A 14,457-nucleotide genomic window follows, 5' to 3' on the forward strand; every position below is an offset into this window, starting at 1 on the left:
CCGCGGTACAGGAACACGACATATAATATCAAATGTATTTTTGTGTGCTGTATCAAACGTTCGTTTATCGCGAATTAACCGCATCGTACGGTAAACACAGTACACGTCTCCCGGGCGGACACACGGGTCCGCCCCTACAACTGCAAAGGAAATGTTGGCGGTATCAGAAACGTCCGCCCCCTCCGCCGCCTTAAGGCGGCACCTCCCCCGAAAACAAGTGTCGGGGGAGGCTTTAAACTGTTAAACAAACGTTTCCGGTAAATTAATTAAACTCTTAACTCTAAACTCTTAACTCTACTCCTTGAGCTTATTTAACTTTTCAATCTGCTTTGCGCGTTTGTAGCGGTAGAGGATATTATCCGCCCACTCGCGGTCGATTTTGATAAAGCCCTTCAGCTTTTTATCCTTAATCGCAAAGCGGTCTACAATCTCCTTTGACTTGCCGTAGATTTCGAGCCTTGCGGTCTGAACATACGGCGTTCTGTCCTCGCCTGTAAAATACGTAAAGCCCATCGTGTTGCTCTCGCGGTCGTACATTGAGAGATATCCTTCGTCAACGGTAACACCGCCGAGCTTTTTTGACACGGTTTGGCTGATTGCCACCTTTGTAAGCTCAACCGCCATATCGTCAAGGCGCGACTCAAAAATAAAAATCTTCTCCTTGAAGGAATTGAAGTCCGAGGTCACGCGCTTGCTGATATTTCTCAGGTTATTGTACTTTGCCTCGAGCTCCTTGTCGCAGAGCTGGAAGCGCTCAATTTTCGGAATGAGATATACCATAAAGCGGTTTTTCATATCATTGTAAAGGATTGGGTACGTAAGTCTTGCGCTGTAGCCGCATGACGGACAGCTCCACGCGAAGAGCTCGCCGTCGAGCACCTTTGAACGGAAGTCCTTGTTAACCGTCACGTTAACGCTTGTGTATATTTCAGCCTTGCTCATCTCGCCGCACATCGGGCAGACAACGGCTTTATTTACCTTTCCTTCGGGCATATTAACACCTCTTTCATATCAATTATATCAATTAGTCAGGATTTTAACAAGTAAATTTCAAAAAAATATTGATTTTATTCGGAATTTCTGTCATAATAATAGCAACGGCAACGTGAGCTATGCATGGGTTTTGTTTCCCAAAATAAATTTTGGACAACACCTCAACGTTGCATCCAATCCGCCTATCATAGCGTTTGCATAAATTTTTTAAGTTGCGCAACGGCGGTGTTGAAATGGAACTCATAAATTTTACTGTATTTAAGGAGAGATAACTATGACAGTATTAGATACATTAAAAACCACGCTTGACACCGCGGTAGATTCTTTATCAACAGTTGCTCAGACCTTTGTTGAGAGAAACAGAACAAAGGCGAAGCTTAACCGTCTCAGAATGGTTATGAAAAACGAGAGCGAGCTTATGAACCGCGCGTACATCGCTTTGGGCAAGGAGTACTACGAAATCCTCAAAAAGGGCGACGCCGCTCCTACCGAAAAGCAGGCAAATCTGCTTGAGGTCATCGACAGAAGCAAGGCAAAGATTGCCAAGGCGAGAAACTGCTACAGAGAAATCCTCGAGAGCGAGAACGAATTTATTTTTGCTTCTCCTGCGGACAAAAAAGAGGTTAAGAGCGAGGATGTTATCGACATCACCGTAGCGTGCTCAAACGAGAGCGACTACAACTCGAGCCCCTTCTCACAGGCAAAGGAAGAGGTAAAGGAAACCGTTGCCGAGGTTAAGGAGCAGGCTGAGGATAAGCTCGACGAGGTTAAAGAGGGCGTTTCCGAAAAGGTCGAGGACATCAAGGAAGCCGCTGCCGAGAAAAAGGATGAGGTTGTAAAGAAGGCAAAGTCAACCAAAAAGCGTGCCCGCAAGGCGGTTAAGGACGCTGTTGACGAGGAGTTCCCCGAGGACGAGTTGTTCTAAAAACGCACAACTGAGCGGACAATACAAATTATTTTAGGGCGGTCAATGACCGCCCTTTTTTGTTCGCCGTTTATTCGGCAAAAAAAAAATAAGGCCGCCGCAATGCGGCAGCCTTGTAGGCAAAATTTGTGTGCTCGGAAATCAGCAGAAGAATACGTCCATTTCCATTGGTTCGTCGTCAGCTACGAAGTAAGCCTTGCCCTCTTCGGGCTTGAGGTAAACAGCGATTTTCTTAGCGTCCTTGCCGTAAGTAGCCTTAACGTTGTTGATAACGTCAGCAACAGCAACCTGTGCGCCAGCATACTCTACAAAGAATTCAACCTTAGCTTCAACGGGCTTCTTGGGAGCTGTCTTTTTGGGAGCAGCCTTCTTAGCGGGAGCCTTCTTAGCAGTAGCTTTCTTCTCTTCCTTAGCCTCAGCAGCCTTAGTTGTCTTAGCAGCTGTCTTCTTTGTTGTCTTTGCAGCTGTCTTAGTTTCCTTCTCAGCAGCCGCTGTCTTCTTTGTTGTTTCTTTTTCAGCTGTTTTAGCAGCTGCCTTTTTTGTAGTTGCCATCAAAAATCCTTCTTTCATATGTTTGTTATGTTATTTTTGATTTGGTTGTATTTTTGCCATTGGTATTATTATACATACACCTAAAATAATTGTCAATAAACACAAATTATTTTTGTCGGTTAGTACATATTTTCACAAAATTAAAATTTCAGTTGGTTAATTTTCACAATATATTTTTGCTTATTTTGTAGATAATACCGCCTTGACATCGCAAAACCGTTGATTTTACCTCGGTTTCCCAAAATTAATTATAATATTAATTTGCCCTTAGGACAAGATAAAATTCATAATTAATTACACTTTTTGTCATTACGGTGTTGATTATAAAACGAATGTATGTTAAAATTATAACAATGGTCATAATTCGACATTTTACGATGGAATAGTACGGGGTTGAAGCTTTGTTTTTAACAAATTTTTTATCAATCGGACAACAGGTGCTCGTTCTTTTTATTTTAATATCAATCGGCTTTTTGTGCGGCAAAAAAGGAATCATCAACGACAACGCCGCCAAAAAGATGACGGACATCGTGCTCTACGTCGTTACGCCGTGCGTAATGATTTCGGCGTTTCAGAAGGAATTCTCCGCCGACACGCTGATAAGCGTGCTGATTGCCGCGGCTGCGGCGCTGATTATCCTTGTGCTTTCAACCGTAATCGCAAGGCTGATTATCCGCGACAAGGACATAAGCCGTAAAAAGGTTTTGCAGTTTTCGGTTATATTTTCAAACTGCGGCTTTATGTCGCTTCCGCTTCAAAAGGAGCTTTTGGGAGAGCAAGGCTGGTTTTACGGCTCGATTTTCGTTGCCGTGTTCAACATCTTCGTATGGACGTACGGTCTGTTCGATATGAGCGGCGACAAAAAACAGCTTTCGATAAAAAAGCTTGTTTTTAACCCGGGTATTATGGGCGCGGTTGTCGCGATAATTTTGTTTGTGTGCAGGATTACACTGCCCGACATTATCTCGCAGCCGGTCACGCACCTCGCAAACCTCAACACTCCCGTGCCGATGCTGATTATCGGCTATTACCTTTCCAACGCAAAGTTCAAGGACGCTTTTACCGACAAGGGCTCTTACCTTGCGCTTGCGCTAAGGCTGATTGCAATTCCTCTTGCCGTTACCTTTGCTATGGCGGCGCTCGGACTTGACAAGACGATGATTATCGCCTTTGTAATCGCCTGCTCCGCGCCGACTGCCGCGACTACCACTATGTTCGCCGCAAAGTTTAACCGTGATGTTGAGCTTTCGGTCGGGGTTGTGGCGTCGTCAACAATTCTGTCAATTATCACCATGCCGCTGATTGTGTCGCTGGCGTGGACGGTTATTTTTTAACAGGGGGTTAAAAGTATGGCGCGAAGCTCTATGCAAAAGCAAAAACTGCTTTATCTCCAAAAAATAATGCTTGAAAAAACCGATGAAAACCACGGACTGACTATCAATGAGATTAAGGACGAGCTCGAGAGCTACGGCATTAAGGCTGAGCGAAAAAGCCTGTACGACGATATCGAGATTTTGCAGAGCTTCGGGCTGGACATCTGCACTGTCCGCACAAATACAGTTAAATACTACATCGGCAACCGCGACTTTCAAATTCCCGAGCTTAAGCTTTTGGTTGACGCAATTCAGAGCTCAAAGTTCATCACACGCAAAAAGAGCCTTGAGCTGATTGAAAAGCTCGGCCACCTTGTAAGTGAGAACGACGGAAGCCAGCTCAGGCGCGAGGTTTACGTTACCAACCGCGTTAAGACCGTCAACGAGCACATCTACTACAACGTCGACAAAATTCACAACGCGATTTCCGAAAATAAGAAAATCAGCTTTCAGTATTTCAAGTGGGAGCTCGACACGACAAACGGCAATAAGATTGTAAAGACCGCGCGTAAAAACGGCGAAGCATACCGCGTATCGCCGTGGGCGCTGTGCTGGGACGACGAGAACTACTACCTTATCGCCTATGACAGCGAGGCGGAAATTATCAAGCACTACCGCGTTGACAAGATGGAGCGCATCCGCCTGCTTAAGGACGAGCGCGACGGAAGCGAGCTTTACAATGACTTTAATCCTGCGCGTTACGCCAAAAGCGTGTTCTCAATGTTCGGCGGCGAGGAGTGCGAGGTTAAGTTACTTGTCGACAACAATTTCATCGGTGTTATTGTGGACAGGTTCGGTTCAGACTTGTTTATTGTCAAGCACGACGAACACAGTTTCACCGTAAGCGTGAATGTTATGCTTAGTCCGCAGTTTTACGCATGGGTGTTCGGACTGGGCGGCGGAGTGCGTATTTTGGCTCCGGAGAGGGCAATTTTAGAGTTTAAGGATAAAATATTGCAATTAAATTTATAAATTATTGTCTACTTCAATCTTTCCGACAAAATATCACGCTATAGACAATAAATCATTGACAAAATAGCACGTTTATGATAAAATATATATGTACAAATAAAGCTGAGTGTGCGCATTTTCTAACTCAGAATAACAATATAATATCGGGGGATTTCTATGAGTATTAAGATTTCACACGCAACCTCTGTCTCCAATTCAGCGTTCAGAGTGGTGTGCGGAGAAATGATGCTCGACAGCAGCATTGTTTCTCATCACGAGGCTCTGTTCGGTACCCTGAAGTCGGGTACTGCCGTTGTTCAAGTTGCAGACAGCACCTACACCCTGCGCAAGGGCGATGTTTATTTTGTGGCACCAAATGTAAAGTACAGTTTCAGCGATTACGGCAACGCATCTATCGAGGTTGTTACACTTAACTTTGCCAATCCCGCGGCTGTTACACAGGATTATATGCCTCAAAGCATCATCCGTGCGCTGATTAACGGCAACTGCACTCCTTTCGCGATTGTTCAGCCTGAATCTGAGATTTATCCCAAGATGGTCGAGCGTATCCGCGATATAAAGTATGCCGAAAACGAAAAGTTCGAGTATTTCCAGCTTAAGGTTTACTCGGATATGTACGATGTGTTCTTTATGCTTTTCTCACAAAAGTATGTGAAGATTATCGACGTAGAGAACAAAAGCAAAAAGTACCGTGCTTTGGTAAGAGTTACCAACTACATTGACGAGCATTACGCCGAGGGTATTTCCCTTGACGAGGTTGCAGGACAGACAGGTATCAGCCGTTACTATGTATCGCACCTGTTTAAGGAGCTTATGAACACAACCTTTGTCGGTTATGTTAACGAGCTCAGACTTAACCGCGCGGCTATGCTCCTTGTTACAACCGACAGACCTATCATTGAGATTGCGTCAATTTCGGGCTTTAACAACCTTTCAAACTTTAACCGCGCATTCAAAATGCACTTCGGCAAAACGCCGTCCGCCTACAGAAAGGCGTAACTTTTCAAACGCAGAGCCGCTCGATGAGCGGCTCTTTTTTGTGTATAATTTGTCGTTGCACTTGATTGATTATTTATTTTGTGATATAATTATTTTTACGCAAATTATTACTATAAAGGTGAATTAAATTTGAAGGATATACTAATCAAAGCGTTAGGTTTTGTAACCAAGCACAAAAAAGCCTTTATGATTGGCGGAGTTGTGCTGGTTGTCATTGCGATATCGGTGCTGTCGGTTTTCCGGTTCGGCGCTCCGTCAAACGACGGCGAGATTACAGAATCGAACATCAACCCCAGTGCCGAGAGCATAGAGCAGGCTACGGGCACTACCCCTGTAAGCACGACAGCCGCGGCTACTACGGCGGCTGCTACTCAGGCGGCGACTACCGCTCCTGCGACTAAAAAACCGAATACTCAGGCGACGACGATGGAACCGCCCGTTCCGTTTGCGACGGCGGCAGTTCCAGCTGAGCCTGCGGATTATCAGGCACAATGGGACGCAGGGTATCTGTTGGCGATTGACAACCCCGACACATCTTACGTGACCACTACCGTTACCCTGACCGACGCGGACAGAGATTTGCTCGAAAGGCTCTGCATGGGCGAGTTCGGAAGCGGCGGCTTTATCGGCGCGGCGCTGATTGCCCAGTCGGTTAAGGACGCGATGTGCTTTGACGGCTACACGAGCGTCGCCGACGTTATCAAGTATTATCACTACGACGGCAGAACCGACGTCGGCACTAACGAAGCGTGCAGGCAGGCTGTCAGGTATATTTTTGACGACAATCACGACGCGGTTCAACACAGGCTGCTGTATATGTACAATCCATATTTGTGTACAAGCTCTTTCCACGAGAGCCAGCGGTTTATTCTCAGCTATCAGGGCGTAAGATTTTTTGACAGATAACCAATACTAATATTCACTAAAATCAAGAAAACCTCAAAGGCGATTACCTTTGAGGTTTTAATTATGTCAACAGTTTGTACTGATTACTGCTCTGCACTTGTGTTGAGGAGTGTCTGTGCAGGGTCTGTTGCTGCTTCATCAGCCTTCTTTTCAGCGTCCTTCTTCTCCTGCTCAAGCTTTTTCTTCTGCTCTTCGAGCTGCTTTTGCTGCTTTGCAAGCTCAGCTTTTTTTGCTTCAAATGCCTTCTTCTCGGCTTCATCTGCCTTCTTTGCTTCTTCGGCTTTCTTTGCAGCCTCTGCCTTTTTAGCCTCTTCCGCCTTCTTCAGCTCCTCAGCCTTCTTAGCCTCCTCGGCTTTTTTCTGCTCGGCAAGCTTTTTCTCTGCCGTTTCCTTTTCAAGCTTTAACTGCTTGGCTGACTCGATAGCCTTGTCAGCCTGGAGCTTTGCAGCCGCGGCTGTCTTTAATGTGTCGGAAGCCGCTGTCTTTGCCTTGTTTACGTTGCCGATTGAGTTGAATACAACGAAGCCAGCCGTGATTGCCGAAGCCGCCGCGATACTCGCCATTACAATTGCGACTACCTTAGCCTTTGCGCTCTTCTTTTTTACAGGGGGCTTAATGGGCTGAGGCTGAGTGTGGAACTCGGTGTAGTTATCATTGTAGGCGTTTTCATCCCGAGCCTTGATAATGCCTGCGTTTCTCTCGTAGCCTGTGGTGCTGCTTAGGTTAACAAATGTTCTTGTCTTGCCGAGGTCGTCGTAATTTGGTGTGTTGCCGGTATTTGCAAAGTGTCTGCCGTCGTTGTTGTTGTAGTTGTGATTTGTCATTGTCATTTTCTCCTTTTTTTAGAAATATGTCAAGGCTTGTTTTTATTTTTTTGTTTCCCTTGACTGTGGCTATATAATAACATACCGACTATGACAAAACTCTGACAAAAAACAGGGTATTTTAAACTTTTCGCAAATTGCAATAGCAAGTTGAAACAAATTTAACGTTTGTATTAGAATGTCGTGAGTTTCTTGAGAGAGGAGCGTAGCGACGAGTGAGAGAAACTCACGACGGCGCGGCTCAAGCTGCCCTGTATATCCTGTCGAGTTCCTGCTCAAAGAGTTCCTCCGGAGTATGATACCCGAGTATCTTTCTGGGCAGATTGTTGATTTTGTCAGCAAAAAAGAGGATATCATCAGCACTGTAGTCATCTATGCTCTTCCCTTTTGGAATAAATCTGCGAAGCATTTTGTTGTGACATTCATTTGTTCCTTTCTCATAGGAAGAATACGGATGAGTAAAGTACACTGAAATCCCTTTTGATTCAACCTGAGAAAGATTGGCAAACTCAGATCCGTTATCTCCGGTTATGCTCTTGAACACTTCGTTATATTTATCTCCGAATTGCTCAATTAACCCGGATAGAGCTTCGTCTATAGCTTCAGCAGAATGATCTCTTATTTTCAGCCATATTGATTCACGATGCTTACGCTCAACTATTGTCATTACCTGAGATTCACCCTCTGTTTTTCTGCCGATAACGCTGTCAATCTCCCAATGACCGAATTCTTCACGAGTATCAACATCATCAGGTCGCATTTCAATACTGTTGCCGAGATTTCGCTTGTTTTCTCGGATTCGGTTTCCTTTGGTGTTACGCTTTAGCTTTTCAGGTAAATCTATATTTTTGATATTTAGCAAACCTAAATCAACGTAGTTGTACAGCGTTTTCGTGCAAACCATTTGTTTATCAGTATACAGATGATTTGCTTTGGCGTAACCTACGCAAGCATCAAGCGACCAGCCTTCTTCACGGAATTTCTTTTCAACATACTGAAGAAAACCGACCACTTCAAGACAATTGATATTTCTGCGGCTGTTTTTGCGACGTTCAAGGTAAACTTCCTTACCCTTATCTGCTTTATATCTCGCAACCTTACCGTTATACAAATATACAGTACCTCGTTCAACTTCATTTCTGATGGTATTGTATGGTCTGCCAAGGTGTTTGGCGATAGCATAAATTGACCAACCGTCTTTAAGTCGAACCTCTATTTCGTGTCGTTCTTCTGATGTTATGTGTTGAAATTTCTTGTGCTCCGTGTTACAATTGGAATTGTCCATAGTGATGATTCCTTTCGAATTGGTGTGTGGTAACTCAATTCTACTACAGAATCGTCGCTGTGGACTCTTTTATTTTATTGTTTCAACTTCATTTTACAACGCGCGATTTTAAACTTTTTAAAAAAATTTAAAACAAAAAAGACGGCGTCCGAAGAAGCCGTCTTTATTAGTTTATGATTATTTGAGGTAAGTACCGTTTGTGCCGATTTTTCCGCTAATGCCCTTAAAGCCTGAAGCGCAGCAGACGTAAACCCTCATATTGCCCTTGCCGACTGACGGTGAGGTGAGCGTGCCGTTTGTTACGGTCTTAACGTCGCCTGTTACAGCGTCGATGTACTTGCCGTTCGGGATATTCTTGAATGTAGCTCCGCCCGAAATTGCGACGCAGGCAAGGCTGTCAACACCGCCCTTGGTGTAGCGGCGAACATACGCCATATTGCCTACCGACGCGTACTGACCCATCTGGAGAGCCGGCACGGCGCGTCTGATCTGGTTGAGCTGCTGCAGGTGCTTTGCAAGGGGCTTGTTAAGCGTAGTCGCCACGTTGCCGCTCGCGCCTGTGTATTTTCCGAAATCGGTAGCTGTTACGTTACCGGTGATGTTATCGCCGAAGTAAGCGCGTCCGGTCTGCTCGAGGGGCTTGCCGGGGCCAACGTCGATTTCAACATCGTTCTTGAACTGAATCTCTGAGCCGTAGAAGATGCAGGGGATTCCGCGGAAGGTAAACATAAGGTTCATATTCTCCGCCCAAGCCTGCTCGCCGCCCTTATAGCGGTATTTTTCCTGACCGTCAGGGCCGTAGTCGTGGGAATCGACATACATTACGTTGTAGGTTGAATCGTTAACGAATCTGTCCTCGTCAAGTGCCGCGGCATATGCCGTAGACGCGTTCTCAAAGCTCCAGTGCATCTTAAAGTCGATAACGCCTGTGCCGTTTGACTTGGAATAATCGGGAGTATGATATGTGTTTCCGCTGCCGAGGAAAGCGTTTGAGGAAGTCGGAGCGCCCTGTTCGTTATTGTGAGCCTCAAAGTGCTTTACGGAATTGGTGAGGTTAGCCTGCCAGTTGGTGGTTGACCAGTTGTTTTTCCACGCGCTTTCGGTCTCCGCCCAGCCGTAGAATGCAGGGGAGTCGGACTGAATACCGTGGTTCCATGTGTCGCGGACGCGCGCGCAAACCTCGCCGAAGATAAAGAAGTTATCAATGCCCTTGTACACAGGGAAATAGGCGTTATTGAGCGTCCAGCGGTTGATGTGCTTTTCTGTATCGAGACGGAACGCGTCAACGCCCATATCGACATACTGCATATAGCACGAGTTCAGATAATCCACAACCTTCTGGTTTTCGGTGTTAACGTCAACGCAGTCACCGGCAATCTGACCGGTCTGCTCACTGGGCTGCTCCCAATCCATTCCGGCAGAGTGGTGATAGTTAAACGCGGTGTCCAGTTTATCGGTCTTCATGCAGTTGAGCCTTGCAGCGTACTCAGCGTCGGGATTGTTAAGTGTGCTGTAATTCGGAGTGCTCTTTGCAAGCGGTCCGTCGGGATTGACCTTCATACAGTCAAGGCTGCCGAGGTCCTGAATAGAATCGTACTGCTTGTCAAACATATGGCTGAGAGTGTTCTCGCCGAAGTTGCCGGTGTGGTTCCATACAACGTCCTGGATAATCTTCATACCCTTTGCGTGAACGGCGTCAATCAGCGCCTGAAAATCCGCTCCGCTGCTCTCGTAACGGGGTCAACCTTTGAGAAGTCAAAGGCGTGGTAGCCGTGATAGTCATAGCCGGAGGCGTTCTCTACAACGGGAGTAACCCAAATTGCCGAAAATCCGAGCGCCTTGATGTAATCAAGCTTGTCGATAAGGCCTTTAAAGTCGCCTCTCCAAGCAGGGTCGGAGTCGGGGTTATTTGCCTTTTTATCCTCCCAGCAATGCACGTTGTTGCCGGTGTCGCCGTCATAAAAACGGGTTGTAATTACAAAGTAAATCGAATCGCCGCGCAGGTCGGTTCTGTTAATCGGATCAACCTGAGAGGGGTCGTGGTTATACCAGCGTTTGTCCTTGTACCACCATTCGCCGGTGGTTCTTGTGAGCTCGTCGGACTGAACTCCGTTAGTTACAAACAAAAAGTTAATCTTTGTAACGTCAGAAAAAGTGTACTTGTAGTACTTATTGCCCTCGGAGGTCATCGCGGGACCGGGGTAATTAGTCACTTTGTTCTGAGGCAGCGCGTTCCAGTAGTAGATTGTAGGCGTGCCGCTTTCGCAGTAGTAGTGAAGGGTGATTCCGCCTGCGGAAACCTCACTGTCAGCGTCGGGGGCAACTTCGGCAGAATTTACCGAGATTACGCCTATTGTACAAATTACGCACAAAGTCAAAACAAGAGCAAGTATTTTTTTGAATTTCGACATAGATACTCCTCCTTATAAAAGACTATACAATAATATTATAAATGAAGCGCAATCTTTGTTTATTTTTTTGAGAATTATATTTTTTCTCCCCTGCCAAAGATTTACCCTTTAAATTAGGCAATTTAACTAAAGGAAGCGCAAAAAAGAAAAACGCGGACAAAGCAGTCCGCGTTAAAATTATAAAACATATTTTTCTATTGTTTTGGCAACGCCGTCGTCATCATTCGACTCGCAGATATACGCGGCGATTTTTTTGACCTCGTCCTCGCCGTTTTCCATAGCCACGCCCATTCCGGCGTAACCGATCATCGTCATATCGTTGTAGTGGTCTCCGAAGGCGATTAGCTCCTCGCGCTGAATACCGATTTGCGGCAAAAGCTGAGCGAGCATTGCGCCCTTGGAAACTCCGAACGGCATAATCTCCAGAAAATACGGAGCGCTCTTGTAGATATCGAGCAGGCCGTCGTAGCGCTTTTTAAGAAGAACCTGGCAGGCGTCGAGCACGTCGGGCTCGCCTGCGACGAGAATTTTGTTGATGTCAAACTTTATTGCCGACACAAAATCGTCAACCACAACCATATCGGTCTTGAGCACATCGCGCTCGATATAGGTGTAGTCGTTCACCTTATTGTTGGCGAAGATTTTTTTGTCGTCCCAGGACATTACGGTTACGTTGTAGTCGGAAAGAACGTTCACGATATCGCTTAAATATTCAAGCGGAAAGTTCCTGCTGACTATCGTCCTGCCGGTGGCACATTCGATAATCTTGCCGCCGTTAAAGGACATTATGTAGCCGCCGTAATGAGCGAGCATTAAATCCTCCGCAATCGGATAAACTCCGATGGGGTGCCGTCCCGAGGTAATAATTACCTTTTTTCCCTTTTTTTGAGCCTCAAGCAGGGCGTAACGGTTGCGCGGAGAAACTTCCTTTTTAGAGTTTGTGAGTGTACCGTCAAGGTCAACCGCGATTAATTTGTAATCCATAAAATCACCAATTATCGTTATTCACACAATCAACAGCGCATTTCACGCTATATATAGTATAACACAACCTTGTGAAAAATGCAAATTTTGTATTATAGTTGCCTTGCCTGATATTTTTTGAGGTCAACGTGGTTTTCGAGCACCTCTATCCCTTCCTGTTCGAGCAAGTCCTTTTGAACGTTAACACCGCCAAAAACGAAGGCATCAGCGAGCCTGCCCTTGGAATTTACAACCCTGTGGCAGGGGATTTCACCGAACGCAGGATTTTTATGCAGCGCGTTGCCGACAGCCCTCGCCGCGCCGCCGTTGCCTGCCGCCGCGGCGACCTGCCCGTAGGTTGCGACCTTTCCGCGCGGAATCCGCTTGACCGCGGCATACACCCTTTGGGTAAAGCTTACAGTATCCATCAATTTTGTTTTTGTACTATTTTATACTCGTCGTAGAGCTGAAAATAGCTGCAGCCCTTGACGCTTTGCGTAAGAAACCTTGCCATCTCGTCCTCGTCGAGGCTAACGGAGCAGTAATCGCCGAGCTCCTCGTCCGCGACAAAGTGAGCGCACATCTCGCACATATCCGCCATATGTCCACCTCAGTTATACTTATTATACATAAACGCCTTGTAGTTATCGAGCTGTTCGATAACCTCCTCCTCGGTATTGGCGACGGTGTAGATTTTGTTGACCTCATCCGACATAAAATTCTTTTCGACCGAGGCTTTCATCATCGCCAAAAGCTCGTCGTAATATCCCTTGTAATTATAAATTATAATCGGCTTTGAATGCCTGCCGAGCTGTTTGAGGGTAAGCACCTCGAAGAATTCCTCAAATGTGCCGATTCCGCCGGCACAGATTATGAACGCGTCGGATTCGTCCTCCATAATGCCCTTGCGCTCGCGCATAGTTTCTGTAAAAATTATTTCGTCGGCGTAGTCAGCCAAAACGTCCATTTCCTTAAAAAACAACGGACTGATGCCGATAATCCTGCCGCCTGCCGCCTTTGCTCCGCGCGAAACCGCGCCCATTACTCCGTAGCGGCCTGCTCCGAACAAAACCGTCTTGCCTTTTTCGGCAAGCGTCTGTCCGAGGTGTTCAGCCGAATCAAGGAATTCCCTGTCTATGCTCTCGCTTGAAGAGCCGAACACACAAATTGTCTGCATAAATATCCTCCAAACTGTCTGCCGTAATTATCAGTAATTTCTGATAAGCGAGATTACCTTGCCGAGCAAAATCACCTCGTCAACGATAATCGGTTCGTAATCGTCGTTTTCAGGCTGTAATCTGTAATGACCGTCCTCTTTATAAAAGCGCTTGACCGTCGCGCTGTCCTCCACGAGGGCAACGACAATCTCGCCGTTCTCCGCGACGGGAGTACGGTGGACAATTACGATATCGTCGTTCAGAATTCCGGCATTTATCATACTTTCGCCCTGAATTCTGAGCGCGAAAAGCTCTTTTCCGCGCTTTAGCTTTTCGGGAACGGGCACATAACATTCTATGTCCTCAATCGCCACAATAGGATTGCCTGCGGCAACCTTTCCGAGAACCGGAACGCTGACGCTTTTTTCCTCGCCTGTAATCTGTATGCACCTGTTAACGCCGTGCTCACGCACGATATAGCCCTTGTCCTCAAGGTGCTTTAGGTGGTAGTGGACGGTTGACGTGGAGCTTAGTCCCGTGTTTTCGCAAATCTCGCGAACCGAGGGAACTCTTCCGTTTTCGGAGCACTCCTTTAGGTATTCAAAAATCTTAATCTGGCTTTTGCTGAGCTGTTTCATATCGGCACACCCCTCATATCAAGGCAACACCGCGCAGTTTACGGTGCACGCCTTAGTTTAAACCTTTTCAATAGTATTGTACCACATAGCTTCGAAAAAATCAAACATTTGTTCACGGTTTTTACAACTTTTTTCAAAAAAATTTAGGAAAATTTATTTCAGTATATGTTCAGTTTAATTTCACACAGTTTTCATATTTATGTTGTTTAATATAACTGTACTCAAAAGACGGAACCGCAACCGTAGAGTATTGTTCTACCCTCCTCAACACGGGTGAGTTCAAAACCCGTGATTGTACCCCTCATTTTTTACAGATAGAAAACGCCCGAACCTCATCGGGCGTTTTCCTTTATTTTAAATCGTTTCATAGGTTTGTTGGTGACTTAACTTTTGTTCTCGACTTATAAGTTTCAGTTATAACTTACGTTGGCAAATTCCTATTTAAATGTTTGCTGTTAT

16 protein-coding genes are annotated in these 14,457 nt (G+C 45.9%); 5 read left to right on the forward strand and 11 right to left on the reverse strand.

The features are described from left to right. Nucleotides 1-294 precede the first annotated feature (294 nt). Nucleotides 295-993: a CpXC domain-containing protein gene (locus AB1I50_RS06460; RefSeq protein WP_407723224.1), complete on the reverse strand. Its 699-nt coding sequence runs from the start codon at nucleotides 991-993 to the stop codon at nucleotides 295-297. A gap of 274 nt (nucleotides 994-1,267) precedes the next feature. Between AB1I50_RS06460 and AB1I50_RS06465 the strand changes: the two genes are divergently transcribed. Then, on the forward strand, nucleotides 1,268-1,918 hold the full coding sequence (locus tag AB1I50_RS06465) for a hypothetical protein (protein ID WP_407723225.1): 651 nt from the start codon (nucleotides 1,268-1,270) through the stop codon (nucleotides 1,916-1,918). 141 nt (nucleotides 1,919-2,059) lie between these two features. Here AB1I50_RS06465 and AB1I50_RS06470 read toward each other — a convergent pair whose 3' ends face one another. Continuing rightward, nucleotides 2,060-2,470, reverse strand: coding sequence for a DUF6465 family protein (locus tag AB1I50_RS06470; protein WP_407723226.1), 411 nt, complete (start codon nucleotides 2,468-2,470; stop codon nucleotides 2,060-2,062). 401 nt (nucleotides 2,471-2,871) lie between these two features. Between AB1I50_RS06470 and AB1I50_RS06475 the strand changes: the two genes are divergently transcribed. From AB1I50_RS06475 to AB1I50_RS06490, 4 genes are all read left to right on the forward strand, one after another. Beyond that, nucleotides 2,872-3,804 (forward strand): AEC family transporter, encoded by a 933-nt coding sequence (locus tag AB1I50_RS06475; RefSeq protein ID WP_407723227.1) that lies wholly within the window; start codon nucleotides 2,872-2,874, stop codon nucleotides 3,802-3,804. Between the two features lie 30 nt (nucleotides 3,805-3,834). Next, a complete protein-coding gene (locus tag AB1I50_RS06480) occupies nucleotides 3,835-4,815 on the forward strand; it encodes a helix-turn-helix transcriptional regulator (protein WP_407723228.1) in 981 nt (326 codons plus the stop codon). A 156-nt stretch (nucleotides 4,816-4,971) separates the two neighbouring features. After that, the gene (locus tag AB1I50_RS06485) at nucleotides 4,972-5,814 is read left to right on the forward strand and encodes a helix-turn-helix domain-containing protein (RefSeq protein WP_407723229.1); all 843 of its coding nucleotides are present in this window, start codon (nucleotides 4,972-4,974) and stop codon (nucleotides 5,812-5,814) included. Between the two features lie 129 nt (nucleotides 5,815-5,943). After that, nucleotides 5,944-6,720, forward strand: a complete 777-nt coding sequence (locus tag AB1I50_RS06490; RefSeq protein ID WP_407723230.1) for a hypothetical protein — start codon at nucleotides 5,944-5,946, stop codon at nucleotides 6,718-6,720. 83 nt (nucleotides 6,721-6,803) lie between these two features. Here the strand turns inward: AB1I50_RS06490 and AB1I50_RS06495 are convergent, their stop codons facing one another. The 9 genes from AB1I50_RS06495 to lexA all read right to left on the reverse strand — a co-directional run bounded on the left by AB1I50_RS06495 (nucleotide 6,804) and on the right by lexA (nucleotide 13,998). After that, nucleotides 6,804-7,544, reverse strand: coding sequence for a hypothetical protein (locus AB1I50_RS06495; protein ID WP_407723231.1), 741 nt, complete (start codon nucleotides 7,542-7,544; stop codon nucleotides 6,804-6,806). Between the two features lie 241 nt (nucleotides 7,545-7,785). Next, nucleotides 7,786-8,829: an IS30 family transposase gene (locus AB1I50_RS06500; protein ID WP_407723232.1), complete on the reverse strand. Its 1,044-nt coding sequence runs from the start codon at nucleotides 8,827-8,829 to the stop codon at nucleotides 7,786-7,788. A gap of 177 nt (nucleotides 8,830-9,006) precedes the next feature. Continuing rightward, nucleotides 9,007-10,506 (reverse strand): alpha-amylase family glycosyl hydrolase, encoded by a 1,500-nt coding sequence (locus AB1I50_RS06505; RefSeq protein WP_407723233.1) that lies wholly within the window; start codon nucleotides 10,504-10,506, stop codon nucleotides 9,007-9,009. A gap of 23 nt (nucleotides 10,507-10,529) precedes the next feature. Continuing rightward, nucleotides 10,530-11,240 (reverse strand): alpha-amylase family glycosyl hydrolase, encoded by a 711-nt coding sequence (locus AB1I50_RS06510; protein ID WP_407723235.1) that lies wholly within the window; start codon nucleotides 11,238-11,240, stop codon nucleotides 10,530-10,532. A 177-nt stretch (nucleotides 11,241-11,417) separates the two neighbouring features. Further along, the gene (locus AB1I50_RS06515) at nucleotides 11,418-12,224 is read right to left on the reverse strand and encodes a Cof-type HAD-IIB family hydrolase (RefSeq protein WP_407723236.1); all 807 of its coding nucleotides are present in this window, start codon (nucleotides 12,222-12,224) and stop codon (nucleotides 11,418-11,420) included. Nucleotides 12,225-12,316: 92 nt separating this feature from the next. Beyond that, a complete protein-coding gene (locus tag AB1I50_RS06520; RefSeq protein ID WP_407723237.1) occupies nucleotides 12,317-12,631 on the reverse strand; it encodes an MGMT family protein in 315 nt (104 codons plus the stop codon). Then, nucleotides 12,631-12,804, reverse strand: a complete 174-nt coding sequence (locus AB1I50_RS06525) for a DUF6472 family protein (RefSeq protein WP_407723238.1) — start codon at nucleotides 12,802-12,804, stop codon at nucleotides 12,631-12,633. The genes AB1I50_RS06520 and AB1I50_RS06525 overlap by 1 nt, the downstream gene beginning before the upstream one ends. Nucleotides 12,805-12,813: 9 nt before the next feature. Further along, nucleotides 12,814-13,380 carry an LOG family protein gene (locus AB1I50_RS06530; protein WP_407723239.1) on the reverse strand — a complete coding sequence of 189 codons (567 nt, stop codon included), beginning with the start codon at nucleotides 13,378-13,380 and terminating at the stop codon, nucleotides 12,814-12,816. Between the two features lie 30 nt (nucleotides 13,381-13,410). Continuing rightward, nucleotides 13,411-13,998, reverse strand: a complete 588-nt coding sequence (lexA, locus tag AB1I50_RS06535; protein WP_407723240.1) for a transcriptional repressor LexA — start codon at nucleotides 13,996-13,998, stop codon at nucleotides 13,411-13,413. Nucleotides 13,999-14,457: the final 459 nt, after the last annotated feature.

Source organism: Ruminococcus sp. NATIVEDY161 (assembly GCF_045819895.1).
Taxonomy (GTDB): Bacteria; Bacillota; Clostridia; order Oscillospirales; family Acutalibacteraceae; genus Ruminococcoides.

Excerpts from the sequence above, each read along its gene's own strand:
- AB1I50_RS06460 (WP_407723224.1), bottom strand. The coding sequence starts at position 993 with ATGCCCGAAGGAAAGGTAAATAAAGCCGTTGTCTGCCCGATGTGCGGC.
- AB1I50_RS06465 (WP_407723225.1), top strand. The coding sequence starts at position 1,268 with ATGACAGTATTAGATACATTAAAAACCACGCTTGACACCGCGGTAGAT.
- AB1I50_RS06470 (WP_407723226.1), bottom strand. The coding sequence starts at position 2,470 with ATGGCAACTACAAAAAAGGCAGCTGCTAAAACAGCTGAAAAAGAAACA.
- AB1I50_RS06480 (WP_407723228.1), top strand. The coding sequence starts at position 3,835 with ATGCAAAAGCAAAAACTGCTTTATCTCCAAAAAATAATGCTTGAAAAA.
- AB1I50_RS06485 (WP_407723229.1), top strand. The coding sequence starts at position 4,972 with ATGAGTATTAAGATTTCACACGCAACCTCTGTCTCCAATTCAGCGTTC.
- AB1I50_RS06495 (WP_407723231.1), bottom strand. The coding sequence starts at position 7,544 with ATGACAAATCACAACTACAACAACAACGACGGCAGACACTTTGCAAAT.
- AB1I50_RS06500 (WP_407723232.1), bottom strand. The coding sequence starts at position 8,829 with ATGGACAATTCCAATTGTAACACGGAGCACAAGAAATTTCAACACATA.
- AB1I50_RS06505 (WP_407723233.1), bottom strand. The coding sequence starts at position 10,506 with ATGAAGATTATCCAGGACGTTGTATGGAACCACACCGGCAACTTCGGC.
- AB1I50_RS06510 (WP_407723235.1), bottom strand. The coding sequence starts at position 11,240 with ATGTCGAAATTCAAAAAAATACTTGCTCTTGTTTTGACTTTGTGCGTA.
- AB1I50_RS06515 (WP_407723236.1), bottom strand. The coding sequence starts at position 12,224 with ATGGATTACAAATTAATCGCGGTTGACCTTGACGGTACACTCACAAAC.
- AB1I50_RS06520 (WP_407723237.1), bottom strand. The coding sequence starts at position 12,631 with ATGGATACTGTAAGCTTTACCCAAAGGGTGTATGCCGCGGTCAAGCGG.
- AB1I50_RS06525 (WP_407723238.1), bottom strand. The coding sequence starts at position 12,804 with ATGGCGGATATGTGCGAGATGTGCGCTCACTTTGTCGCGGACGAGGAG.
- AB1I50_RS06530 (WP_407723239.1), bottom strand. The coding sequence starts at position 13,380 with ATGCAGACAATTTGTGTGTTCGGCTCTTCAAGCGAGAGCATAGACAGG.
- lexA (WP_407723240.1), bottom strand. The coding sequence starts at position 13,998 with ATGAAACAGCTCAGCAAAAGCCAGATTAAGATTTTTGAATACCTAAAG.